Raw genomic sequence first — 23,570 nt, forward strand, 5'->3', positions numbered from 1 at the left:
GACGGGTGTTCACCGTCCTCTCCGAGGCTCCTTGATCGAAAGAGCATTCGCTTGATCGAGGAGAGGCTCTCACGTGAGAGACATGCAACCCGAAGAGACCGAGCGCGCGCAGCTGTCGCGGCGCAAGCTGGTCAAGTACGCGGGCGTCGGCGCGACGCTGGCCGCGGCCAGCCCGCTGGTCGGTGCCAGTGCGGCGTGGGCCGACGAGGACCGTCGGCCGGGTGACGACACGAGCGACCGGGGCAGCTCCAAGAACCGCGTGTGGCGCGCTGGTGACCACCACGTCCACTCCGAGTACAGCGGTGAGTTCGACACCACGAAGTCCCCGATCGTCTTCCACAAGGGCGCGGACGCGGTCTACCCGATCGTCACCAACGCCATCATGGCGAAGAACTTCGGCCTGACCTGGGCGATGTGCACCGACCACGGTGGACCGACCCACTCGAAGGTGAACATCGAGCAGGCCTACCCCGATCTGCTGCGGTCGCGCAAGCTGGTCCCCGAGGTGCTGCAGTTCTGGGGCATGGAGTTCGACGCGCCGTCGCTGGACCACCACACCCTGATGATTCCGCGTCACGACGACGAGGCGAAGCAGCTCTTCGAGCTGGAGAGCCGGTTCGCCAAGTACGACGCGTTCCCCACCGACCCGGCCCGGGACACCGAGGCCAAGATGGTGGAGTTCCTCAAGGTCGCCCGTGGCATGCCGCACAAGCCGCTGGTGATTGCCCACCACGCGTCGCGCTCGGCGCCCGGCCTCGGCGTCTACGGCCAGGACACTCCGCGCGAGTTCCGTAACGGCAACAATGCGGCGCCGGACGTCTACATCGGCTTCGAGGGCGCCCCGGGCCACCAGGCCGGCCCACTCAACGGTGGCGCGCGGGGTGGTTACAACAACCACCCCACCTACGGCGGGTTCGACCAGATGACCGCCCGGGTCGGCGGGTTGTGGGATTCGCTGCTCGGCGAGGGCCGTCGCTGGTGGATCACGGCGACCTCGGACTCGCACGTGCACTGGACCCGCGGTGGCTCCGACTTCTGGCCGGGCGAGTACAGCAAGACGTACGTGCACGCCCGCCAGGACTACGGCGACATCATGGACGGACTGCGCAACGGTCGGATCTTCGTCACCACCGGTGACCTGATCCGCAACCTCGACGTCACCGCCAAGTCCCAGGGCAAGACCGCCGCTGTGGGCGAGACCGTCACGGTCAGCCGGCGCAGCCGTACCGATGTCGAGATCGAGATCAAGTTCCGGCCGCTGGGCGGCGTGAACGGCAACGGCGACCGGCCCGAGGTCCGCCGGGTCGACCTGATCGTCGGCCAGATCACCGGCCCGAGCGCCAACCTGGACGCCGACACCAACCCCACCACCAAGGTGGTGGCCCGGTTCGGCCCGCGTGACTGGCGTCGGCAGGGCGAGGACTACGTCATCCGGCACACCCTGCGCAACGTCGAGGCCGACACCTACGCGCGGGTGCGGGGCACCAGCACCGACGAGGCCGAGCCGCTCGCCGACGGGCTGGAGAGCCCGTGGGACGACCTGTGGTTCTACTCGAACCCGGTGTTCGTGCACGTGCGCTGACCCACCGCGACAGCGGACAGCGGGTCCGTCCGGCATCACCCGACGTGCGGCGTCGGGTGGAGCCGGGCGGACCCGCGTCGCGTTTCTCCCCTGGTTGCGGCCGTCCCCCGGGTCAGTCGGTGCTGCTGCGGCGGCCTCGGGGAGTGGCGGTGCGCCCGCCACGGACGGCTGCCGCGCCGGCCCGGCCGGTCGCGGGTGCCGTCGCCGGCTTGACCTGCGCCACCACCGCACAGAGGTCACGCAGCGGGTCGGTCGCCTGGGCCGAGCAGGCGACCCGCTGGAGCAGTGCCCGCAGCGTCGCCGACTCGGTTGGCACGAGCGCCCCCAACAGGTGTGCCTCGACCTGCCGCAGCGCCAGGCGGCGTTGCTCCCAGGCGGCGCGGCCGACGTCGGTGACGTCGACCAGCCGGTTGCGCCGATCGGCCGGGTCCGCCCGGCGGGCGACGAACCCGGGTCGCTCCAGGTCGTCGATCAGGTACGTGAGGACGGTGCGATCGATGCCGAGCTCCTCGGCGATCGCACCCTGGTTTCGGGCTGGCCCGTTGATCGCCACGGTGAGCACCTGGTAGCCGCGTGGGCCACCGGGGAAGTCGGTGAGCGCGTGCTCGGCCGCCCGGACGTAGCCACGGAAGACGATCCCGAGCATCCAGCCCAGGTCGTCGTCGAGCGGATCGGGCCGGTCCGGCCGTTGGGTGGCGTCCGTCATCCCCCGACAATAGCGCAGTGGCGCAGACCTTGTTGGCAGAAGATGTTCTGTGTGGCATAAGGTTTAGGCCATGACGCATCGCCCGAGGCGTCGCGTGAAACGGGAGGCTCGCACATGAGCGACTACGGCCATGACCTGCTCTTCGGATCCTTCGTCACCCCCAGCGCCGGCGATCCGGGCCGCACGGTCGGCGTCGCCGTCCTCGCCGAGCAGGTCGGGCTGGACCTGGTCACCTTCCAGGACCACCCGTACCAGCCGGCGTTCCTCGACACCTGGACACTGCTGAGCTTCGTCGCGGCCCGGACCAGCCGCGTGCACGTGGCGGCGAACGTGACGAACCTGCCCCTGCGCCCACCGGCGGTGCTCGCCCGCAGCGTGGCCAGCCTGGACCTGCTCAGCGGCGGCCGGGTCAGCCTCGGCCTCGGCGCGGGAGCGTTCTGGGAGGCCATCGAGGCGATGGGTGGCCGACGGCTGACCCCCGGGCAGGGCGTACGGGCGCTGGAGGAGGCGATCGAGGTCATCCGTCAGCTCTGGGACGCCGAGGCGCGCGGCGGAGTGCGTGTCGACGGCGAGTTCTACCGGGTGCGGGGTGCCAAGCGAGGGCCGGCTCCGGCACACGCGGTGCCGATCTGGCTGGGCGCGTACAAGCCTCGGATGCTCCAGCTCACCGGCCGTCGGGCCGATGGCTGGCTGCCCTCGCTGAGCTACCTCCAGCCCGGTGACCTGGCCAAGGGCAACGCGATCATCGACGACGCCGCGCAGCAGGCCGGCCGAGCCCCGCAGGACGTGCGTCGGCTCCTCAACATCGCCGGCACGTTCTCGGCCAGCGGGCGGGGCGAGCTCAACGGGCCGGCCGAGCAGTGGGTGCAGGAGCTGGCCGAACTGGCGCTGGGCGAGGGCGTCAGCACCTTCATCATCGCCAGCGACGACCCCGACGACCTGCGCCGGTTCGCCGGCGAGGTGGCCCCCGCGGTGCGCGAACTGGTCACGGCCGAGCGCGACCGCGGCACGGAGCCGGAGCGTACGCCGGAACCGGAGCTGGCACCGGAGCCGATGGCCGCGCCCCCGGTGCGGCCGAGCCGCGCGACCGTGACCGGCGGCGCCTTCGCTGTGGTGCCCACCCCGGACGATGGCGTGCGGCGCAGCGACCAGCAGGTCTGGGACGAGTCGACCCGACCCACCGGTCCCGCGCCCGATCCGAACCGCACCTACACCCCGCACGAGCAGGCCACCGGTGCGCACCTGGTGCAGATTCACGACGGCCTGCGCGGCGAGCTGGCCCAGATTCACGACCTGATCGAGCAGGTGGCGGCCGGCGAGATCGACGCGGGTGCGGCCCGGTCCCACATCAACACGATGACGATGCGGCAGAACCGGTGGACGCTCGGCGTCTACTGCGAGTCGTACTGCCGCATCGTCACCACCCACCACACGATCGAGGACCAGTCGTTCTTTCCCCGGCTGCGCGCGCGTGACCCCCGGCTCGGTCCGGTCGTCGACCGGCTCGAGCAGGAACACCACGTCATCCACGACGTACTGGAGGGTGTCGACCGTGCCCTGGTCGCCTACGTCGGATCCCCGGACGGCCTCGCCGAGCTGCGGGCCGCGGTGGACCTGCTGACCGACGCCCTGCTGTCGCACCTCAGCTATGAGGAGCGTGAGCTGGTCGAACCGCTGGCCCGGCTGGGCATCGCCTGATCGTCGCGGTGCCCGCCGCGGTCGGGGGTTGCCGACACTCAACGTGAGAGACTACTTTCGAAACATGTCTCTCAAGAATCCGTACGGGGATTTCGAGATCACCGAGCCGCAGGCGCTGCGGGCCCTCGCCCACCCGGTCCGGCTGGCCATCCTCGACCGCCTCCAGCGGCACGGCCCGGCCACCGCCACCGGGCTCTCGCCGCACGTCGGCGCCACGCCCTCGGTGGTCAGCTGGCACCTGCGGCACCTCGCGACGTTCGGCCTGGTCGCCGACGCGGAGGGCACCACCAGCAAGCGCGAACGCTGGTGGCAGGCCTCCGCCCGGGGGTTCCGCTTCACGCTGCCCGACGATGCCGAGGGGCAGGCCGCAGGCCGCCAGCTACGCGGCGAGATGTTCGCCCGGACCGCCGAGGCGCCACAACAGTGGCTCTTGCACGACGAGCCGCGGCTGGACGACGAGTGGCGCGGGCTGGCCGGGGTGGCCGACACCCGGTTCGTGGCCACCCCCGAAGAACTGCGTCAGCTGGAGACCGCGATCGAGGAGTTGCTCGCCCCCTACGTGCGACGAAAGGAGGACGACGCCTCGCCGGCCGGCGCCCAACTCGTCCGGATGCTGCGCTACCTCCTGCCCGAGCCCGGCGACGACCCGGCCGCGTCGTGACCGCCACCGGCACCGGGACCGCCACCGGCACCGCGCCCCGGCTGGCTCTGCACCGCGACCGGCGGTTCCGCACCTTCTGGCTCAGCGAGACGATCTCCCAGTTCGGTGATCGGATCAGCGAACTGGCCCTGCCGCTGATCGCCGTCACCTTGCTCGCCGCGACACCCGTGCAGGTCAGCGTCCTCACCGCGTTGATCTGGCTGCCCAACCTGCTGGGCCTGTTCCTGGGTGCCTGGGTGGACCAGCGCACCCACAAGCGACGACTCCTGATCATCGCGGACCTGGTCCGCGCCGCGGTGCTGCTCAGCGTGCCGGTGGCCTACCTGTTCGGCGCGATCACCCTCACCCAGCTCTACCTGGTGGCACTGCTCACCGGCGTTGGGGCGGTGCTGTTCGCCATGGCGCGTCAGGCGTTCTTCGTCGCCCTGGTGCCCCGCTCGGCGTACGTGGACGCGACCAGCAAGCTGAGCATGAGCCGGTCGCTGTCCTTCATCGCCGGCCCGGCCGTCGGCGGTGGGTTGATCCAGGCGCTCAGCGCGCCGGTCGCGATCGTCGTCGACGCGGTGTCCTTCCTCGGCTCCGCGCTGCTGCTCAGCCGCATTTCGGTGACCGAGCCGCCACCGCCGCCGCGTCGGACGTCCACCCTCGGCCTCGTCCGCGAAGGGCTGGCGCTGGTGCTGCGGCAGCCGGTGCTGCGGGCCGCCCTCGGCTGCACCAGCACCGTCAACTTCTTCACCTTCATCATCAGCGCGCTGCTGGTGCTCTACGCCAGCCGCGAACTGGACCTGTCGGCCGGCGCGATCGGCGTCGCCTTCGGATTCGGCGCACTCGGCGGGCTCGCGGGCGCGGCGCTCGCCCCACGGATCTCGCGCGCCATCGGGCTGGGCCGTACCGCCATGATCGGCGTGGTGCTCTTTCCCGCGCCGTTGGCGCTGACGGCGCTGGTGTCTGGACCCACGTGGACGAAGGTGGCCATGCTGGCGGCCATCGAGCTGGTCTCGAGCGTCGGGGTGATGCTGATGGACGTGAACCTGAACGCCCTCCTCACCGCCGTGACACCCGACGACGCGCGAGGACGTCGGGCAGGTGCCTACAGCGCCGTCAACTACGGGATCCGACCGCTCGGCGCGCTGGTCGGTGGTGTGTTGGGCACCAGCATCGGGCTGCGGCCCACCCTGGTCGTCGCCGGCCTGGGCGGCGTGCTCGCCGTACTCTGGTTGCTCATGTCGCCGGTGCGCCACATCAGGACCCTCGACGACCCGGTTGCCTGATCCGCGCGGGCGCTCACCTGAACGAGCGATATACCTCAGAGTCATGAATATGCCACTGAGGTATATCGCGCTCAGGGGACAGGCGAGCGGAGCAGCCAGTCACCGAGGCGGACGACCGCAGGTCAGGCGGCTTCGGCCGACAGCACCCGGGCCAACTCGGTGGGCTGGGAGAACATCGGCCAGTGGCCGGTCGCCATCGTGACCAGTCGCCAGCGGTCGCTGGTCAGCAGCTTGGCCACGGCGTCATTGGGCTCAGGCCCGTCGAGCAGGCATTTGATGTACGTCGCCGGGAGATCACCCAGTGCGCCGGTCAACACGGCCGGCTCGGTCAGCGTGGCACCCGGATGCGCAGTAGCGCCCTCGACGAGCCGTGTCACCTGTTCGTCGGTGAGCCCCTGACCGTCGAACTCGGCCGCACCGGGCTGCGGCCAGAAACCGTCGTCGGCAAGCATCGCCTCGAACGCCGCCCGGCCCTGCCAGAAGCCGGACGCGAACGACTCGCCGTCGACCGGCACCTCCGAGTCGACGAAGACCACCCTGGTCAATCGGTCGCCGATCCGCTCGGCGGCCTGACCCACCGGAATGCCCGCGTAGCTGTGCCCCACCAGCACCACGTCGCGCAGGTCGCGGCCCTCGACCTCGTCCACAATGTCCTGCACGTGGGTTTGCTGCCCAGCGGGCACGCCCCGCTTCTCGGCGAGCCCGGAGAGCGTCAGTGGGTGGGCGCCGTGGCCGGCCGCCCGAAGTGACGGCACCACCTCGGCCCATGCCCACGACCCCAGCCACGCCCCCGCCACCAGCACGAAATCAGCCATGACGAGGACCCTAGCGCCGCCCTGCGACAGATCGGCGGGTCACGACCAGGTGCGGGCCCCGGCGGCGAACACCTCCGGCGGACTCTCCACCGGAAGCACGCAGAGCAGGTGACCACCGGGTGCCCGCAGGATCCGGCATTCGAGCCACTGCGACACCTCGGTGGCGCCCAGGGCCAGCAGACGCGCGGTCTCGGCTGGCACATCGTCGGTCTCGATGTCCAGGTGGTAGCGCGGTGCGTCGTCGACCGCCTGAACCGCGGTGACCAGCCCCGGCAGCGCCTCATGCAGGCCGATGAACTGCGGCTCCGCCGGAACGGGCCGGGTGCTGACGCCGAGCGCCGCCGACCAGAACTCCGCCGCCCGGGCGGCTTCCGCCTCGGGAGTGTCGATCAGCAACGCGTACACGCGGCTTCGGTGCATGCACGGCACGATATCGAGGATGCGGGGCCAGCGCTCAACCGATCAGCGGGGGCGGAGGGCCGACCAGGGCGGCGAGCCGCTTCGGGGCAAGCACGCAGTAGCTCTCGGTGAGGAGTTCGCCGACCTCCTCCCAGTCGGTGTCCGTGTTCAGGACCATGCCCATCACGTTCGGGCCCCAATCCGGTTTGTAGAAGGGGTGCCCGCCGGCGAGGAGCCCGGCGATCTCGTCGAGTGGCGACCGGAAGGTCAGCAGGCAGGCGGGCTGGTCGAGTGCGGCGGCCCGCGCGAGGACCGCCTGGCGGTCGGGGTCGACGGTGTAGACGTGGGCGATGGTCCGCTTGCGGATCCGCCAGCGGGTGCCCACCCAGGCGGGCTCCTCGTAGGTCTCCGGCAGCCCGAGGCAGATCGGCCGCAGCCGGTCGAGGATCTCGGGTGCAACGTCTCCGGGTGCGCTCACGGGCAGCGACGCTAGCCGGCCGGTGTGACAAGTTCCGCTCGTCGAAGGCGGCCCGGGCCGGTGGTGCCCGCCGTGTCGATCCGCCAGGATGGGCCGAGGCGACCCCGGGCCGTCGTCCTGGCCCGACCCACCCCCGTGCCCGTTGAGGAGTGCCGTGCCGTCCACCCTGCTCTCCCGCCGCGACCTCGACTTCCTGCTGCACGACTGGCTGCGGGTGTGCCAACTCGTCGAGCGTCCCCGCTACGCCGAGCACTCCCGGGAGACCTTCGACGACGCCCTGGACCTCGCCGAACGGGTGGCCACCGAGCAGTTCGCCCCGCACAACCGCGCCGCCGACCTCGCCGAGCCCACCTTCGACGGGCAGCGGGTGCGACTCATCCCGCAGGTCCGCGCGGCGCTGGACAGCTTCGCCGAGACGGGCCTGCTCACCGCCGGGCTGGACGCCTCGGTCGGTGGTCTGCAACTGCCCCACGCCGTCGCGGCGGCGTGCTTCACCTGGTTCCAGGCCGCCAACGTGGCCACCTCGGCGTACCCGTTCCTCACCCTGGGCAACGCCAACCTGCTGCTGGCGCACGGCAGCGCCGAACAGGTCGACACGTACGTCCGGCCCATGCTGGAGGGGCGGTTCTTCGGCACCATGTGCCTGTCCGAGCCGCACGCCGGCAGTTCACTGGCCGACATCACCACCCGCGCCGAGCCTCAGGCGGACGGCACGTACCGCCTCTTCGGTACCAAGATGTGGATCTCCGGCGGTGACCACGAGTTGGCCGAGAACATCGTCCACCTCGTACTGGCCCGGATTCCCGGAGCGCCGCTCGGGGTGAAGGGCATCTCGTTGTTCATCGTGCCCAAGGTGCTGGTCGGCGCGGACGGGTCGCTCGGCGACCGCAACGACGTGGTGTTGGCCGGGCTCAACCACAAGATGGGTTTCCGGGGCACCACCAACACGTTGCTCAGCTTCGGCGACGGCGGGCACACCCCGGGCGGCCGTCCCGGTGCGGTCGGCCACCTCGTCGGCGCACCGCATCAGGGGCTGGCGCAGATGTTCCACATGATGAACGAGGCCCGGATCGGGGTCGGTGCCGGCGCCACCGCGCTGGGTTACACCGGTTACCTCAAGAGCCTGGCCTACGCCAGGCAGCGGCCGCAGGGCCGCCCGGTCGGTGCGAAGGACCCGGCGGCGGCGCAGGTGCCGATCATCGACCACCCCGACGTACGACGGATGCTGCTGGCACAGAAGAGCTACGTGGAGGGGGCGCTGGCGCTGGTGCTCTACTGTGCGCGGCTGCTCGACGAGCAGAAGACCGCCCCCGACGACGCGGACCGCGCGCGGGCGCATCTGCTGCTGGACGTGCTCACCCCGATCACGAAGAGTTGGCCGTCGCAGTGGTGCCTCGCCGCGAACGACCTGGCGATCCAGGTGCTGGGAGGTGCCGGCTACACGCGTGATCACGACGTGGAGCAGCACTACCGGGACAACCGGCTCAACCCGATCCACGAGGGCACCCACGGCATCCAGGCGCTGGATCTGCTGGGGCGCAAGATGACCATGCAGGGCGGTGCGGGCCTTGCCCTGCTGACCCGAACGATCGGGGACACGATCGAGCGGGCTCGGCGGGCCGGGGGAGAGGCGGCTGGTCTGGCGGACCGGCTGGCCGGTGCTGTGGACCGCGTCACCGCGGTCACCGGTCGACTCTGGGCCGACGGTGACCCGGTGCTCGCCTTGGCCAACGCCAGCGCCTACCTGGAAGCGGTCGGGCACGTGGTGATCGCGTGGATGTGGTTGGAGCAGGTGCTGGCGCTGCCCCCGGAGGGCGCCGGCGACGCGTTCCACGCCGGCAAGCGCCAGGCCGCCCGTTACTTCTTCACTGTCGAGTTGCCCCGGACCGGCCCGCAGTTCGACCTGCTGGCCAGCCGGGACCGGACCACCCTCGACATGCGGACGGACTGGTTCTGAGCGGGGCTGGTCTCACCGTCGGCGGGCCTGGTGGCTCATGGCCTGCCGTCCCTTGATCACGCCCAGGATGATCACGATCACCAGCGCGATCAGACCGATGATGATCAGCCAGCGGACCGCCTCGAGGATCAGCCCCAGCAGAATCAGCACGCCAGCGACCACGCCGACGACCCAGAGCATGGCACGCATCTCGACCTCCCGTAACTGGCCGCGCCTGGTGCGGCCGGCCCGGCTTCTCCTTCCCCGTCCGGGCGACACCATGCGCGAGGGGCATACCGGAGTCGGTCAGGCGCCGGCACGCGCCACGTAGACGGTGTTGGCGGACTCACCGCCGGTCAGCGGGTTGGCGAACGGCACGACGTGCGCCCGTACGCTCGCGAACACCTCGGAGAGGGCCGTGGTGAACTCGGTGTCCGGCGGGTCGTCGGACCAGAGCGCGAAGACCCCCTCCGGGCGTAGCAGGGCGGCCAGCCGGCGCAGCCCGGCCGGCGGGTAGAACGCCGCGTGGCTGGGGTGCAGGACGTTGCGTGGTGAATGGTCGACGTCGAGCAGTACGGCGTCGAACCGCCGCCCGGGCACCTCGACGTCGAAGCCGATGTCACCGGCCACCGCCGCGAAGAAGTCGGCCTGCACGAACCGGGTCCGCGGGTCCTCGGCGAGCCCCGCCGCGAACGGCAGCAGCCCCTGCCGGTGCCAGTCGATCACGTCTTCGATCGCCTCCACCACCAGCAGCGAACGCACCCGGGGGTCGCCCAGTGCCGCGCAGGCCGTGTAACCCAACCCGAGGCCACCGACGACCACGTCGAGCGAGTCACCGGCAACCTCGGCGAGACCGAGCCGGGCCAGCTCGATCTCCGCGACCGGGAACAGGCTGGACATCAGGAACTCGTCGTCGAGCTTGACCTCGTACACCTCGACCTGGAGTGCCGGGTCCCGGCGTCGGCGCAGGCTGATCGCGCCGATCGGGGTTTCCCGCCAGGCCAGCTCTTCGAAACGCGCGCCCACGGGTGCCCTCTCGCCGTCGGATTCGTCCCCGGATGCTACCGCTTGCCCCGTGCCGGCCACGCAGGGTCCACGGGACATCGACGCAACGCATATCCTGTGCCCGGCCGATCCACCGGAGGGGACCTCATGCCGTCGCGGCAGGACCAGCTGCACTCCTACCAGTTCAGCGTTCAGCGGGCGGTCGCCGCCCTGGTCATGCGGGAGACCGACCCCGCACAGTCGCCGTTTCGGCGGCTGGCCGGCGCCGGTCTGGCCAGCGTCCTGGTCGCCGCGATCGGGCTCGGTGGGTCGGCGCTCTACGGCCTGTTCGCCGGTGGCGGCAAAGGGTGGCGCGACCAGGGCGCGGTGATCGTGGAGAAGGAGTCCGGCGCCCGGTTCGTCTATCGCGAGCAGAAGCTGCACCCGGTGCTCAACTACGCCTCGGCGCTGCTCATCGTCGGCGCGGACACGTCGAAGACCGTGCTGGTGTCCCGACGCACGATCGCCGGTGTGCCGCGTGGCCTGCCGCTCGGCATCGCCGACGCGCCTGATTCGCTGCCCGCCGCCGGCCGGCTGGCCACCGCGGCCTGGACCGTCTGCTCGACGACCCCCGCGGGCGAGGCGCCCCGCTCCGCGCTACTGATCGGCACCGAGCCCGATGGTGGCCGGCTGCTGGGCGACGAGGCGTTGCTGCTGCGTCACCCCGACGGCGGGCTGCACCTGGTCTGGCACCAACGGCGCTACCTCGTCCGCGATGCCAGCAGGGTGTTGGCGGCGCTCGCCACCACCCGCGCGCAGGCGGTGCCGGTGGCGCCCGCCCTGCTCAACTCGCTGCCCACCGGCGCCGACCTCGCCCCGCTCGACCTACCCCAACTGGGCCAGCCCGCCACCCAGGTGCCGGGCACCACGATCGGCACGGTCTACCTGGTGAGCAACTCCGGTGGCGGCCGGCAGTACGCGGTGGCCCTCGACGCCGGGTTGGCCGGCATCACCGAACTGCAGGCGGGGTTGTTGCTGGCCCGCACCGGGCAGGGTGAGCCGGTGCCGATGACCCTGGGCCAGTTCGCCGCGCTGCCCACGGTGCCCGACCTCGCTCCGACCGGCCCGAACGCTCCGCCGCCGACCCCGCCCCGGCTCGCGGCCGGCGGCGAGGGCGCGCTCTGCACTCGGGTCGCCGACGACGGTGGGGTCGGGGAGGTGCGCTGGGGCGTACCGCTGCGGGACCTGGCGGCCGCGCCACGGACCGCGCCGACCGGCGGTGCGGTGCTGGCCGACCATGTCGTGGTGGAGCCGGGTCGCGGCGCGGTGGTCGAGGCCGCCGCGGCGCCCGGCGCGACCGGCGGCGCGGTCTCCGTGGTCACCGACCTGGGCCGACGGTACGTGCTGGCCGACCGGGAGGTCCTCGCGATGCTCGGCTACCGCGACGTGCGCCCGTTGCGACTGCCGGCCGGCCTGGTCAGCCTCGTGCCCGCCGGCGCCACCCTGGACCCGGCCGCCGCCCGGGCCGTCGCCGCCCCAGACTGATCACCCAAACCCCGCCCGCCCGCCCGCCCGCCGGCCGGCCTGCCTGCCGGCGGTGATCAAGAGGTTTGCGTCAGAAATTGGCGCGAGTCTGACGCAAACCTCTTGATCACCGGAAGGCAACGCGGGCGGAGGGGTGTCAGTCGGCCGGGCGGCGCAGGATGGTGACCGCGAACGGCGCGTCGTCGCGCCACGGGCGCAGGTCCCAGGTGGCGAAGCGCTGCTCCACGCGCAGCCCGGCGGCCACGGCGTCGGCGTCGAACGCGGTCAGGGGATAACCGCGTTCGGTGCCGAAGCCCACGGTCAGCACACCGTCGGGGCGTAGGTGCGCGGCGATTCGGCGCAGCACCTCCGGTTCGGTGCCGACGGCGACGAAGGCGAGGACGTTGCCGGCCAGCACCGCCGCGTCGAACAGCTCCGCCTCACCCAGCGCCGGTAGGTCCAACTCGGCGAGGTCGGCGACCAGCCACGTCGGGCCGGGATGGTCGGCGCGGGCGGCAGCCACCAGCGCGGGATCGGCGTCCACCCCGACCACGGTGTGCCCACGCTGGGCCAGCGCGGCACCAACGCGGCCGGTGCCGCTGCCGGCATCGAGAATCCGGGAGCCGGGCGCGACCAGAGCGTCCACCAGTCGGGCCTCGCCGGCCAGGTCCGCGCCCTCGGCCGCGAGCTTCCGAAACCGGTCGATATACCACTGCGAGTGCTCGGGACCGGTATCGGTCGCCCAGCGGGTCGGGTTGGCCATGTGGCCACCGTAACCGGGCCGCCGAGGGCGCGGCCGGAGACCCGGGGGAGACGCTCACCCCTTCTCCGCGCCGCTGGTCAGCCCCTCGGTGAGAAGCCGCTCGCTGGCGAAGAAGAGGATCACGATGGGCAGGGTGAGGACGACCGACCCGGCCATCAGCACCGTCTTGGGCACCTCCACCCCGTCGGCGAGCAGGGACAACCCCAACGACACCGTCCACCGGTCGGGTTTGTCGACGAGGAACAGCAGGGCGAAGAGGAACTCGTTCCAGGCGATCATGAAGTCGTAGAGCGCGACCGCCATGATCGACGGCATGGCGAGGGGCAGGCTGACCCGCCGGATGATGCCGAGCCGACCGGCGCCGTCGATGGCGGCGGACTCTTCCAGGCTGACCGGGATGGTCTCGAAGTAGTTCCGCAGCATGTAGACCGACACCGGCAGGGTCTGCGAGATGTAGACCAGCACCAGGCCGAACAACGACCCGCGCAGCTCGGCGAGGCTGAACACCACGAACAGCGGGATCGCGATGACGATCGACGGGAACAGGTAGACCGCCAGGAAGAGGAAGTCGACCTGCCGCCGTCCGAAGAACCGCAGGCGGGCCACCGCGTACGCGCCGGGGATCGCCACCACGAGGGTGAGCACGGTCGCCGCGACCGCGACCACCCCGCTGTTGCGGATGAAGGTGAGGAACCCCTGGCCACCGTCGTCGGTGGCCTTGAGGACCTCGGCGTACGTGGCCACGGTCAGCTCACCGAAGCCGACCACCAGCGAGCCGGGGTCGAGTAGCAGCCGCTCGATGGGGCGTACCGAGAGCACCAGCATGTAGTAGAAGGGGAAGACGGTGACCACCAGGAACGCGGCGATCACCAGGCGGCGCAGCCAACGCAGGCTCACCGTCTCGACGAGGTCCCGGTCCATCAGCCCACCCTCCGTCCGAAGAAGCGCAGGTAGATCAGCACGAACACGATGAGCACCACGGCCAGCACGACCGCCTGCGCGGAGGCGGCGCCGATGTCGGTACGGGCGGTGAGGAACTCGTACACCCGCACGCTCACCACCTCGGTGCCGGCCGCACCACCGGTGAGCAGGTAGACGTCGTCGAACTTGTTGAACGTCATGATGAAGCGCAGCACGCCCAGCAGCGCGATCACCGGCAGCAGTTGGGGCAGCAGGATGTGCCGGAAGCGTTGGGTGGGGGTGGCGCCGTCGACCCGGGCGGCCTCCTCCAACTCTCCGGGGACAGCCTGGAGCCGGGCCAGCAGAAACAGGAACGCGAACGGGAAGTACCGCCACGCCTCGAACACGATCACCGTGGTCAGTGCGGTCGACTCCTGGGAAAGGAACGGCACCGGGGCGTCCCAGCCGAGCAGCCGTTGACCCCACGCGTTGACGATGCCGAGCTGGGGGTCGAGCATCACCTGCCAGACGAAGGTCACCGCGACCACCGGCGCCACGTACGGCAGCAGCATGGACGCCCGGACCAGGGTGCGGCCCCGGAACGGCCGGCGCACCACCAGGGCGGCCACCAGACCGAGCAGGATCGACCCGACGGTGCCGCCGACGCTGTAGACGAGTGTGACCCACAGCGTGTCGGCGAAGCCGGGGGTGTGCAGCACCCGGTCGAAGTTGTCCATCGTGAAATCGCCGAACAGGCCGGTCTTTCGCAGGGTGGCGAGCCGGACCCGCTGGAAGGCCAGCACCACGGTCCACACGATCGGAATGCCGATGACGGCGATGGTGACGAGCAGGGTCGGTGCGACAAGCGCGAGCCCGGCGCGGGACTCACGGCGGCGCAGGGTCAGTGGTCGGCGTCGGCGGGCCCGTGCCGGCCGCTCCCCGGTGGGGGAGCGGCCGGTCTCGGGCGCGGTGGTGGTCAATTGACGCCCGCCTTGATGGCCTCGACGTCCTTCTTGGCCCGGCCGGCGGCGGCCGCGGCGTCGGACTTGCCGGAGTAGACGTCGTTCAACGCCTTGGGCACCGGTAGCTCACCGAGCATGGCGCCGACCAGCTTGCCCTGCCCCTGGGTGAGCCCCCAGCGCCCGAAGGTGTCGGGGCTGCGGCGCAGGTTGGCGAGCACCTCGTCGCCGTACACCTCGGCCAGCGGCTTCTTCACGTCCACCCCGGCCTGGCTGGTGTTCCACGCGGTGAGGAACTTCTCCGGTTCGGCGACGGTGCCCTTGCGCACCGGGAAGCGGCCCTCCGGGGACATCCCGAACCAGCGGGGGTAGCCGTCGCCGAGCATGAACTCCACGAAGGACTTCGCGGGGTCGGCCGCCGCGCCGTCCAGTACGGCCCACGAGCTGATCTCGCCGTACTGCGCCGGTTCGGTGCCGTTCGGGCCCTTGATGGCGGTGACGAACCCGCTGTTCTTCGCCAGGAACGTCGGATCGGCCTGGCACTGCGGGCAGGTCGGCTTGGCGTCGTTACGCAGCCCGGCCAGCTCGTCGAGGATGAACGGCGACCAGATCACCATGGCCGCCTTGCCGGCGAAGTAGGTGGCCCGGGTGGTGTCCACGTCCTGTGCGCCCTTCACCGAGCTGGTGCGGATCAGGTCGCCGTAGAAGCGGAAGGCCTCGACGCACTGGGGCGAATCCAGTGTCACCTTTCCGGAATCGTCGGTGAGCTGGCAGCCGTTGGCCAGCGCCAGGTGCTCGAAGGTCTGCTGGGTGAACACGTCGCTGGGGGCGGTCGCCGCGGTGATCCCGGCGACGCCGCCGGTGTTCAGTCTCGCCGCGGCGGCGGTGATCCGCTCGTACGTGTCGGGGGCGGCCAGCCCGGCGGCGGCGAACAGGTCCTTGCGGTAGACCAGCAGCTGCCCCCACCCGTCGCTGGGCACGGAGAGCTGCTTGCCGTCGTCGGCGGTGAGCGCCAGTGCTCGGGGGGAGAACGTCTGCTTGCCCAGCTTGTCGACGACCTCCGCGTTCGCCGAGGCGTGCAGCAGCTCGTTGCCGGCGAGCGTACGGATGCCGGCCAGGGAGACCGACCCGACCACGTCGGGCAGGTCGCCGGCGGCGGCGTTGGCGGCGATCAGGGACGGGAACTGGTCCTCGTTGACGGTCACGAGGTCGACCTGGATCCCGGTCTGCGCGGTGAAGTCGGCGATGATCGCCTTGGTGGCGGTGACCCGGTCGGCGACGTCCTCCAGGCTCCAGACGGTGATCTTCTTGCTGTTGCTGTCCGGTTCGTCGTCTCCGCAGGCGAGCAGGGTGGACGCTGCTAGTGCCATGATCAGGGTGGTGGCGAGTATCCGCCTCGGAGGTGCTGACATCGGTGGCACTCCTCTCGAAGGGTACATGCCGGATTCAACACCTTCGATAGATCAATAACAAGACATATTGCGATTTTGTGTCTATCCTGGAGCCCAGTGCTACCGGGATGTGACACATGGGCAACTGGGTTGTCTCACTCGCCGGGCCTCGACGGATCAGCCTCGAGCCCTGCCCGCCGGATCCGCTCGGCCCCGGCCAGGTCCGGGTCCGCACCTGCTACTCGGGAATCTCCGCCGGCACCGAGCTGACTCTCTACCGGGGCAGCAATCCCCGGCTCAGCAAAGACTGGGACGACACCGCCCGGATGTTCGTCCCCCGGCAGACCCCGGTGCCCTACCCGCTGATCGGCTTCGGCTACGAGGAGGTCGGCGAGATCGTCGAGGTGGCGCCGGAGGTCACCGACCGACAGCCGGGGCAGCTCGTCTGGGGCATCTGGGGGCACCGGGCCGAGGCGGTGCTCGCCGCCGACGCGGTCCGTCCACTCCCCACCGGGTTGGACCCCCTCGCCGCGGTCTTCGCCCGACCCGGCGCCATCGCCCTGACCGCCGTGCTCGCCGGTGACCTGCACCTCGGCGACTGGGTCGGCGTCTTCGGGCAGGGCGTCATCGGGCTGCTCGCCACCCGACTCGCCGTGCTCTCCGGGGCCCGGGTGGTGGCCGTCGACCGGATGCCCGACCGGCTGGCGCACGCCGCCCGCTACGGCGCCCGCACCACCGTGGACGTCGCTGTCGAGTCCGCCGCCGCCGTGCTGCGCCGGGCCACCGGAGGCCGGGGCGCGGACGTCTGCCTGGAGCTGTCCGGTGCGTACCCGGCACTGCACGAGGCGATCCGATCCACCGCACACGCCGGCAGAGTCGTGGCCGCCGGCTTCTACCAGGGCCAGGCCGACGCGCTCGGCCTCGGCGAGGAGTTCCACCACAACCGCATCCAGTTGGTGGCCGCCCAGGTCTCCGGGCCCACCCCCGCGCCGAGCATGGCCGGCCGGTGGACCGGAGACCGGGTGGCACAGACCTTCATGGATCTGGTGGCTGAGCACAGCCTCGATCCGATGCCGCTGGTCAGCCACATCGTCGACGCCAGCGCGGTCGCCGACGCCCTCGCGCTGCTCGACCGCGGCGCCGGTGACGTCCTCCAAGTGGTGCTGAGGTTCTGATGACCACCATCGCGCTGGCCTGCCAGGAACAACTCCTGCCGGGCACCGACCTGATCCAGAAGTACGCCCTCGCGACCGCCCTCGGCTACCAGGGCATCGAACTGCGCGGCCGAGGCGACCTGGCGTTCGCCCGCCGCCTGCCCGAGCTGCGCCGGGCCCGCGCCGCCGGGGTGGTGATGCCCACCGTCTGCGTCGAGATGGACCACTTCATCGGCGACTTCGACCCCACCCGGTCCGCCGACGCCGTCCGCAACCTGCGCTCACAGCTCTCGGTGATCGCCGAGCTGGGCGGCGTCGGGGTGATGACTCCGGCAGCCTGGGGAATGTTCTCCCGGCGGCTACCGCCGTTCGAGCCACCGCGCCCGCCGGCCGGCGACCGGCAGGTCCTCCTCGACGCCCTCGGCGAACTGGCCCAGCACGCCAGGGCCGAGGGGGTCACCGTCTTCCTGGAACCCCTCAACCGGTACGAGGACCACATGGTCAACCGTCTCGACGAGGCGGTCGCGCTCTGCGCCGCGCTCGGGCTGCCCTCGGTCCGGGTGGTCGCCGACACCTTCCACATGAACATCGAGGAGGACGACATGCACCGCGCGCTGCGCGCCGCCGCGCCGTACCTCGGGCACGTGCAGGTCAGCGACTCCAACCGGTTCCAACCCGGCGCCGGGCACCTGGACTGGCCCGCGCTGGTGCGTACCCTGCTGGAACTGGACTACCAGGGCTGGCTGGCCCTGGAGTGCCGGCTGCGCGGCGACCCGGTGCGCGCGCTGCAGCAGGCCGCCACGGTGTTGCGACACGCGCTGCCCCGCAGGGCCGCCGCGTGACCGCCGGTGGGGTGACCGCCGACGCCGACCCGGCCCGCACGGGTGGGCCGGGCGACGTGGCCGGGCTGCGCCGACTCGCGGTCGACACGCTCGACGCCAACTGGGAGCACGACCACACCGTGCCGTCGCGCACGCTCTACCCGCACCAGTGGAGCTGGGACTCCGCGTTCATCGCGATCGGGCTGGCCCAGGTCCGCCCCGAACGAGCCTGGCGGGAGCTGGCGAGCCTCTTTCGGGCGCAGTGGGCCGACGGGCGGGTGCCGCACATCGTGTTCAACCCGGCGATGCGCGTCGGCGCGTACTTCCCGGGGCCGGAGATGTGGCGCTCGGCGGACGCCCAGGGTGCCCCGACGGTGGCCACCTCCGGGCTGGTGCAGCCGCCGGTGCACGCGCTCGCCGCGTGGCTGGCGTACCGGCGGGCACCCGGCCCGGCCGGCCTGGACGCCCTGCGCCGGCTCTATCCCGCCCTGGTCGCCCAGCAGCGCTACCTGGCCGACCGGCGGGACGTCGCCGGCGACGGCCTGGTCTGCATCGTGCACCCGTGGGAGTCCGGGTTGGACAACAGCCCCGCCTGGGACGAGCCGATGGGCGCGGTCGGAGCCGACGCGGCCGTCATGCGGGCGTACCGTCGGCATGACACCACACACGCCGATGCCGCGCACCGCCCCACGGACCTGGACTACGCGCGCTACCTGGCGATCGTCACCGCCTACCGCGACCACGGCTACTCCGACCGCGACCTCGCCGACGCCCACCCGTTCCTGGTGGAGTGCCCGCTGTTCAACGCGGCGTTCGGGGCCGCCGAACACGCCCTCGCCGAGATCGCCACGCTCGTCGACGCCGACCCCGGGCCGCACCGGGTCCGCGCGGCCCGGGTCACCGAGGCACTCCTACGACGGCTGTACGACCCGAGCACCGGCACGTTCCAGCCCCGTGACCTGCGCACCGACCGGCTGGTCGGCGCCCGTACCGTGCTGGGGTTGACGCCGCTGATCCTGCCCGACCTGCCGGCGCGGCACGCCGACGCGCTGGTCGTCGAGGCCCGGTCGGCCCGGTTTGGGGTGGACCGGCGGATGGACCAGCCGTTACCCACCTACGACCGCACCGCGCCCGACTTCGAGCCGCTGCGCTACTGGCGCGGGCCGAGCTGGCTGAACATCGGCTGGCTGATCCGGCGCGGGCTGCTCGCGCACGGGCACCCGGAGCTGGCCGCCGGACTGCGCCGCTCGATGATCGGCCTGGTCGTCGGTGCGGGCTGCCACGAGTACTTCCACCCGGACACCGGCGCGGGGCTGGGCTCACCGGCGTTCAGTTGGACCGCCGCGCTGCTGCTCGACCTGCTGGCGGAGTGAGTCTGCACTCCACCGACGTGGGGTGGTAGCGTGCCCGGTCCCGGCGGCCGGAAGGAGCATCGTGCTGGCGGCGGGCCGCTGCGCCGCTGCCGCAGTTTGTCGGCGTCGGTCTCGGGTAACCGCCCGGGCGTGACCGACAGCGCGGGCGGCGACGGGTTTCCGCACTTCATCGACGCGGTGTCCCGGCGGTCCGGCCTACCTACCGAGCAGGCCGCTGCCCTCGCCCGCGCCGTCCTGCAGACGATGGCCGAACGGGTGACCGGCGGCCCGCCAGACGCGCTGGCCGGGCACCTTCCGAACAACGTGGGCGGCTACCTGACCGGGCCGACCTCGGATCCGGCCGGGGCCGTTGGCCCGGACCTCGACGTGGGGCCGTATGTGAGCGGTGGGGGCGGGTTGAACACCGGCGTGGGTCTGGAGGTCGGCGGCGCTGCACCTGGGCCGCCGACGGATGCCGGTCCGGCGGAGTTCCTTCGTCGGGTGGGACAGCGCGCCGGGGTGGACCCGGCGACCGCCCGGGCCGGTACCGGCGCCGTCTTCGCCACCCTGCGGGAGGCGATGACCGTAGGGGAGTTCCGGGAGATGGTGGCGCGACTGCCGCGCGACGACGACGGCGGTGGGGCAGCGTTCTGACCCGGCGGCGAACCGCGGATCCGGTTCGCTGCGGCGTGATCCGGAGGCCGGACGGGCGGTGTGCGCTGGGCTGATCACCGCTCGGAAGCGTCGTCCTCCGGCACGTCCTCCGGCTCGGCGACCCAGGCGGAGAAGACCGGCACCCCGTGCCACGGGCCGGTGGCGCCGTCGGCGCGGGTGTCGGTGGCGACGGCCACCACGGCGTACGGGTGGCCGAAGCGCAGCTCGGCGGTACGGGCCACGCCCTCCGGCGGCAGGCTGACCAGTCCGAACATGCCGGTCACCGCCGCCGCCTCGAAGCCGTAGCGGCCGTAGCGGGCCATCGCCGCCTGTCGCGCCTCGAAGCCCAGCACCGGCTGGGACAGCGCCTTCGCCAGCGCCGCCGTGGCCGCCGGAAAGCCGAGCGCCGCAGCGGTCAGGTCGTGCTCGCTGCGGGCCGACCAGCAGGGGAGTGTCGCGGTGTGTCGCTCCTCGCGGCCGTCGCGGGCCCGGGTCCGGACCCGCTCCTCGCTCAGCGTCCACAGCGGGGTCTCGCCGAGCGGCAGGTCGAAGAGCGAGCGGCTGCCGGCCGGTTGCGCGCCGTCGGCCGCGCCGGCGCTGAGGTTGTACGCGACGGCCAGCACCTCGGCCGGCGGCACCTGCGGTGCGGCGGCCACCGAGAGGACCACCAGACCCGGGCCGTTGTCGGTCTGTGCCGGCGCGGCGTGCACGATCACGTCACCGGCCCGGGTGTCGGACACGATGGCGCACCGGTGGCCGTGGCTCGGGCTGCGCAGGGCCCGGCGTAGGCCGCGTGCCCAGGCGCTGCCGGCGCCGAGCGCGTGGGCGTCGGTGAGGTCGAACGGGGTCGCCCAGGAGATCTGGGTGGCGAGCGCGCTGGCCAGGGCGAAGACCACGTCCGAGCTGACCTTCAGGGGAAAGGTGTCGATCAGGCCGTGGGTGTGCTCGCGTGCCCAGGCGTCCAACCCGGCCTGATCGGGAAGTACGCCGACGTCGGTCGTCGTGGGCAGCGCGGCTCGCCACTCGGTCGACCCGCGGCTGCCCTGGCCCGGCCGGTGCCAGAGCGCGGTGGCGGACGCGACCAGCGGATGCGGCGCGTCCAGTAGCGTCCGGGCGGCCTCGGCCGCGCTGGCCAGGTCGGTGCCCAGAGCGTCAGCCAGGTCCTCGGCGGCCGGGTCGGAGTCGGCCGCGGTGGCGCAGACGGCGAGCAGCAGCCAGGCGCCGAGCGGGGAGGCGACGTGGTGCCGGTCGCCGATCGTGGCGTGCAGCCGCGCGGCGTACGCGGAGAGCGGCCCGTGCAGATCGGTCGTCATGCCCCCACTCTGCCCGCCGACCCGGCTCACGACCACAGCTCGAAGGGCTCGTCGATGTCCTCGCCGGCGAGGAACGGGGTGATCAGCCCGGGAAGCCGCCCCGGGTAGAACCGGTCCCGACTGGACACCACCTCGGGCAGCGGCCACCAGCGGAAGCCGAAGTAGTCCTCCCGTTCGTAGTCCAGCCGGTGCGCCTCGTCCACGTCCGGGCCGGGCCCCTCCAACCGTACGGTGACGACCACCTCGTCCTGAACGTGCCGCAACTGGCGGTGCGGGAAGCTCGCCCGCCGGCGCCAGGTCGGCGCCCCCACCTGGTCGGCGGCGACCACGATGCCGGTCTCCTCGCGTAGCTCCCGCACGGCCGTGTCGAGGTAGGTCTCCCCGGGGTCCATGCCACCGCCGGGCAACTCCCACCAGGTGCCCAGCCGAGGATGGTCGGGGTCGCGGGTGTGGAACAGCAACACGCGGTCGGTGCCGTCGGTGACCACCACCCGCACCGCGCGCCGTTCCACGATCGGCAGGTCGTTGGGTAGGTCAATCATGGGCTCAGTCTGCCGCAGCAGTGCCCACGCCGACGGCCGGCGCGGCGGCGGGTAGGCTGCCCGCCGTGGCTGGTCTGTTGAGGAATGTCGCGGCTCGCATCTCCCGGGTAGGCGCGGTGATCCCGTCACCCCGACGGACCGGGCCGGCCCCCGCGCAGGTGGCCCGCCGCCGTCAGGTGAGCGCCCTGCAGCGGCGGGAGCTGACCTACGCACCGGAGCGGGACGGTCAGGCCGACCCCGGCGAGATCGTCTGGACGTGGGTGCCGTACGAGGACGACCCCCGGCAGGGCAAGGACCGGCCGGTCCTGGTCGTGGGGCGGCACAGCCGGACGCTGTTCGGGCTGATGCTGTCCAGTCAGAGCGAGCGGGACGGGCAGCGGCACTGGTTCGCGCTCGGGCCGGGTGAGTGGGACCGGGACAACCGGCCGAGCTGGGTCCGGCTGGACCGGGTGCTCACCATGCGCGAGGACAGCATCCGCCGCGAGGGTGCGGTGCTGGATCGGCCCCGGTTCGACCGGGTCGGGCAGGCGCTGCGCGCCGGCTACGGCTGGCGCTGACCCGCGCGCCGCTGCGGCTGCCCCTGTTCGAGGTCTCCCAGGCCGCCCGGCCGAGGTGTTCGGTGCGTGCCTGTCGAGCTGCCCCACAGATGGGGCGTCTGGGGTGGTGCCGCGCGGTCCGGTGGTGTGCTGGGCTGCGTGCTGCACCCGGCAATGGGGCGTCTGGGGTGGTGCCGCGCGGTCCGGTGGTGCGCTGGGCTGCGTGCTGCCCCGTTACTGGGGCAGCTCTACAGCGACGCAGGCAGGCGTCCTGGGTCAGGAGCCGGCGCGGACCTGATCGACGTGGTCAGGCCGACTCGCGGCTCGGGCCGACCGCGGCACCCTTCGCGTCCGGCGGCGGGTACGGCCGGTCGGCGAGCAGCCGCGCCAGGTGTGCGGTGTTGAGCGCCAGGGCCTTGGTGGTACGGCCGGTGGTGTCGGGTTTGGGTCCGGCGTCGCGGTAGTCCACCGTCCGCAGTGCCTCCCCGACCCAGTAGGTCGCCGCGGCGGCGGCGAGGGTGAACCCGACCTCGTTGAGTGCCTGCTGCACCTGGCCGATGGTGTGGTGCGCGCCGTCCTCGTTGCCGACGACGGCCACCCCGGCGACCTTGCCGTAGGTGCGGAGCCGGCCCTCGTCGTCGGTCTCGGAGAGTTCGGCGTCGAGACGTTCGAGGACCATCTTGCAGACGCTGGACGGCTGACCGAGCCAGATCGGCGTGGCGATGATGAGCACCTGGGCTGCCATCAGCTTGGCGCGGATCGCTGGCCAGCCGTCGCCGTCGCCCTCGTCTGTGGACACCCCGAAACGCACGTCGTGATCGACGACCCGGATCATCTCGCCCTGCACGCCCTGCGCGGCCAACTCGGCGAGCACCTCCCCACCGAGCTGCTCGGCGCTCGATGGCGCCGGCGACGGCTTGAGGGTGCAGTTGAGGACGAGGGCGCGGATGTTCGCCACGTCGAGTTCCTTTCGGCCGTCAGATGGGTTTCGTTCCCCATACCCGGCAGGCATACGTATATTCAATTCGCAAGTTGATACGACACCTTGAACGACTACCTGCGCGACCTGAAGGAGACCCCCCCCCACGGGCAATCTCCCTGACTGACGATCGACCGCTGCGCTGACCGGGC

24 protein-coding genes are annotated in these 23,570 nt (G+C 71.9%); 11 read left to right on the forward strand and 13 right to left on the reverse strand.

The features are described 5' to 3' along the window. Positions 1-82 precede the first annotated feature (82 nt). Positions 83-1,582, forward strand: coding sequence for a CehA/McbA family metallohydrolase domain-containing protein (locus C7C45_RS04470; RefSeq protein WP_110562341.1), 1,500 nt, complete (start codon positions 83-85; stop codon positions 1,580-1,582). Positions 1,583-1,694: 112 nt separating this feature from the next. Here C7C45_RS04470 and C7C45_RS04475 read toward each other — a convergent pair whose 3' ends face one another. Further along, entirely contained in the window at positions 1,695-2,288 is a 594-nt protein-coding gene (locus C7C45_RS04475) for a MarR family winged helix-turn-helix transcriptional regulator (protein ID WP_110562342.1), read from the reverse strand. Positions 2,289-2,402: 114 nt separating this feature from the next. Here C7C45_RS04475 and C7C45_RS04480 point away from each other — a divergent pair, with 114 nt between their 5' ends. The 3 genes from C7C45_RS04480 to C7C45_RS04490 all read left to right on the forward strand — a co-directional run bounded on the left by C7C45_RS04480 (position 2,403) and on the right by C7C45_RS04490 (position 5,918). After that, entirely contained in the window at positions 2,403-3,986 is a 1,584-nt protein-coding gene (locus C7C45_RS04480) for an LLM class flavin-dependent oxidoreductase (RefSeq protein ID WP_110562343.1), read from the forward strand. Positions 3,987-4,050: 64 nt separating this feature from the next. Beyond that, positions 4,051-4,647, forward strand: coding sequence for an ArsR/SmtB family transcription factor (locus C7C45_RS04485; protein ID WP_110562344.1), 597 nt, complete (start codon positions 4,051-4,053; stop codon positions 4,645-4,647). Continuing rightward, positions 4,644-5,918, forward strand: coding sequence for an MFS transporter (locus C7C45_RS04490; RefSeq protein ID WP_110562345.1), 1,275 nt, complete (start codon positions 4,644-4,646; stop codon positions 5,916-5,918). The genes C7C45_RS04485 and C7C45_RS04490 overlap by 4 nt, the downstream gene beginning before the upstream one ends. Before the next feature lie 122 nt (positions 5,919-6,040). Here C7C45_RS04490 and C7C45_RS04495 read toward each other — a convergent pair whose 3' ends face one another. Genes C7C45_RS04495 through C7C45_RS04505 form a run of 3 tightly spaced genes read right to left on the reverse strand, consistent with a single transcriptional unit; the run spans position 6,041 to position 7,610 of the window. Beyond that, the gene (locus C7C45_RS04495) at positions 6,041-6,733 is read right to left on the reverse strand and encodes an alpha/beta fold hydrolase (protein ID WP_110562346.1); all 693 of its coding nucleotides are present in this window, start codon (positions 6,731-6,733) and stop codon (positions 6,041-6,043) included. A 39-nt stretch (positions 6,734-6,772) separates the two neighbouring features. After that, on the reverse strand, positions 6,773-7,153 hold the full coding sequence (locus C7C45_RS04500) for a VOC family protein (protein ID WP_110562347.1): 381 nt from the start codon (positions 7,151-7,153) through the stop codon (positions 6,773-6,775). Between the two features lie 34 nt (positions 7,154-7,187). After that, positions 7,188-7,610 (reverse strand): MmcQ/YjbR family DNA-binding protein, encoded by a 423-nt coding sequence (locus C7C45_RS04505; protein WP_110562348.1) that lies wholly within the window; start codon positions 7,608-7,610, stop codon positions 7,188-7,190. 154 nt (positions 7,611-7,764) lie between these two features. Between C7C45_RS04505 and C7C45_RS04510 the strand changes: the two genes are divergently transcribed. After that, positions 7,765-9,567, forward strand: coding sequence for an acyl-CoA dehydrogenase (locus tag C7C45_RS04510; RefSeq protein ID WP_110562349.1), 1,803 nt, complete (start codon positions 7,765-7,767; stop codon positions 9,565-9,567). Between the two features lie 12 nt (positions 9,568-9,579). Here C7C45_RS04510 and C7C45_RS33905 read toward each other — a convergent pair whose 3' ends face one another. After that, the gene (locus C7C45_RS33905) at positions 9,580-9,756 is read right to left on the reverse strand and encodes a hypothetical protein (protein WP_167454644.1); all 177 of its coding nucleotides are present in this window, start codon (positions 9,754-9,756) and stop codon (positions 9,580-9,582) included. 96 nt (positions 9,757-9,852) lie between these two features. Continuing rightward, a complete protein-coding gene (locus tag C7C45_RS04515) occupies positions 9,853-10,572 on the reverse strand; it encodes a polyamine aminopropyltransferase (protein WP_110562350.1) in 720 nt (239 codons plus the stop codon). Between the two features lie 126 nt (positions 10,573-10,698). On the opposite strand from C7C45_RS04515, the gene eccB reads away from it, so the two are divergent. Next, a complete protein-coding gene (gene eccB / locus C7C45_RS04520; RefSeq protein WP_110562351.1) occupies positions 10,699-12,075 on the forward strand; it encodes a type VII secretion protein EccB in 1,377 nt (458 codons plus the stop codon). 136 nt (positions 12,076-12,211) lie between these two features. Here eccB and C7C45_RS04525 read toward each other — a convergent pair whose 3' ends face one another. From C7C45_RS04525 to C7C45_RS04540, 4 genes are read right to left on the reverse strand one after another with little or no spacing between them, the layout of a single operon-like run. After that, positions 12,212-12,817 carry a class I SAM-dependent methyltransferase gene (locus C7C45_RS04525; protein WP_110562352.1) on the reverse strand — a complete coding sequence of 202 codons (606 nt, stop codon included), beginning with the start codon at positions 12,815-12,817 and terminating at the stop codon, positions 12,212-12,214. 54 nt (positions 12,818-12,871) lie between these two features. Continuing rightward, a complete protein-coding gene (locus tag C7C45_RS04530; protein ID WP_110562353.1) occupies positions 12,872-13,738 on the reverse strand; it encodes a carbohydrate ABC transporter permease in 867 nt (288 codons plus the stop codon). Further along, on the reverse strand, positions 13,738-14,697 hold the full coding sequence (locus C7C45_RS35470) for a carbohydrate ABC transporter permease (RefSeq protein ID WP_110562354.1): 960 nt from the start codon (positions 14,695-14,697) through the stop codon (positions 13,738-13,740). The genes C7C45_RS04530 and C7C45_RS35470 overlap by 1 nt, the downstream gene beginning before the upstream one ends. Continuing rightward, a complete protein-coding gene (locus C7C45_RS04540) occupies positions 14,694-16,088 on the reverse strand; it encodes an ABC transporter substrate-binding protein (RefSeq protein WP_110562355.1) in 1,395 nt (464 codons plus the stop codon). The genes C7C45_RS35470 and C7C45_RS04540 overlap by 4 nt, the downstream gene beginning before the upstream one ends. Before the next feature lie 116 nt (positions 16,089-16,204). Between C7C45_RS04540 and C7C45_RS04545 the strand changes: the two genes are divergently transcribed. From C7C45_RS04545 to C7C45_RS04560, 4 genes are all read left to right on the forward strand, one after another. After that, entirely contained in the window at positions 16,205-17,242 is a 1,038-nt protein-coding gene (locus tag C7C45_RS04545; RefSeq protein WP_110562356.1) for a zinc-binding dehydrogenase, read from the forward strand. Beyond that, positions 17,242-18,063: a sugar phosphate isomerase/epimerase family protein gene (locus C7C45_RS04550; RefSeq protein ID WP_110562357.1), complete on the forward strand. Its 822-nt coding sequence runs from the start codon at positions 17,242-17,244 to the stop codon at positions 18,061-18,063. The genes C7C45_RS04545 and C7C45_RS04550 overlap by 1 nt, the downstream gene beginning before the upstream one ends. Then, the gene (locus tag C7C45_RS04555; RefSeq protein WP_425271109.1) at positions 18,060-19,415 is read left to right on the forward strand and encodes an MGH1-like glycoside hydrolase domain-containing protein; all 1,356 of its coding nucleotides are present in this window, start codon (positions 18,060-18,062) and stop codon (positions 19,413-19,415) included. Before C7C45_RS04550 ends, C7C45_RS04555 begins: the two co-directional genes overlap by 4 nt. 129 nt (positions 19,416-19,544) lie before the next feature. Then, on the forward strand, positions 19,545-20,048 hold the full coding sequence (locus tag C7C45_RS04560) for a DUF2267 domain-containing protein (protein WP_110562358.1): 504 nt from the start codon (positions 19,545-19,547) through the stop codon (positions 20,046-20,048). 74 nt (positions 20,049-20,122) lie between these two features. Here C7C45_RS04560 and C7C45_RS04565 read toward each other — a convergent pair whose 3' ends face one another. Together C7C45_RS04565 and C7C45_RS04570 are read right to left on the reverse strand one after the other, a co-directional pair. Beyond that, positions 20,123-21,361 carry a hypothetical protein gene (locus C7C45_RS04565; RefSeq protein ID WP_110562528.1) on the reverse strand — a complete coding sequence of 413 codons (1,239 nt, stop codon included), beginning with the start codon at positions 21,359-21,361 and terminating at the stop codon, positions 20,123-20,125. Positions 21,362-21,387: 26 nt separating this feature from the next. Then, the gene (locus C7C45_RS04570) at positions 21,388-21,903 is read right to left on the reverse strand and encodes an NUDIX hydrolase (protein WP_208641064.1); all 516 of its coding nucleotides are present in this window, start codon (positions 21,901-21,903) and stop codon (positions 21,388-21,390) included. Positions 21,904-21,968: 65 nt separating this feature from the next. On the opposite strand from C7C45_RS04570, the gene C7C45_RS04575 reads away from it, so the two are divergent. Further along, complete coding sequence (locus C7C45_RS04575; protein WP_030336385.1) at positions 21,969-22,460, forward strand: type II toxin-antitoxin system PemK/MazF family toxin; 492 nt, start codon at positions 21,969-21,971, stop codon at positions 22,458-22,460. Positions 22,461-22,746: 286 nt separating this feature from the next. Here C7C45_RS04575 and C7C45_RS04580 read toward each other — a convergent pair whose 3' ends face one another. Next, positions 22,747-23,397 carry a flavodoxin family protein gene (locus C7C45_RS04580; protein WP_110562359.1) on the reverse strand — a complete coding sequence of 217 codons (651 nt, stop codon included), beginning with the start codon at positions 23,395-23,397 and terminating at the stop codon, positions 22,747-22,749. Between the last annotated feature and the right edge of the window lie 173 nt (positions 23,398-23,570).

Source organism: Micromonospora arborensis (assembly GCF_003205615.1).
Lineage (GTDB): Bacteria > Actinomycetota > Actinomycetes > Mycobacteriales > Micromonosporaceae > Micromonospora > Micromonospora arborensis.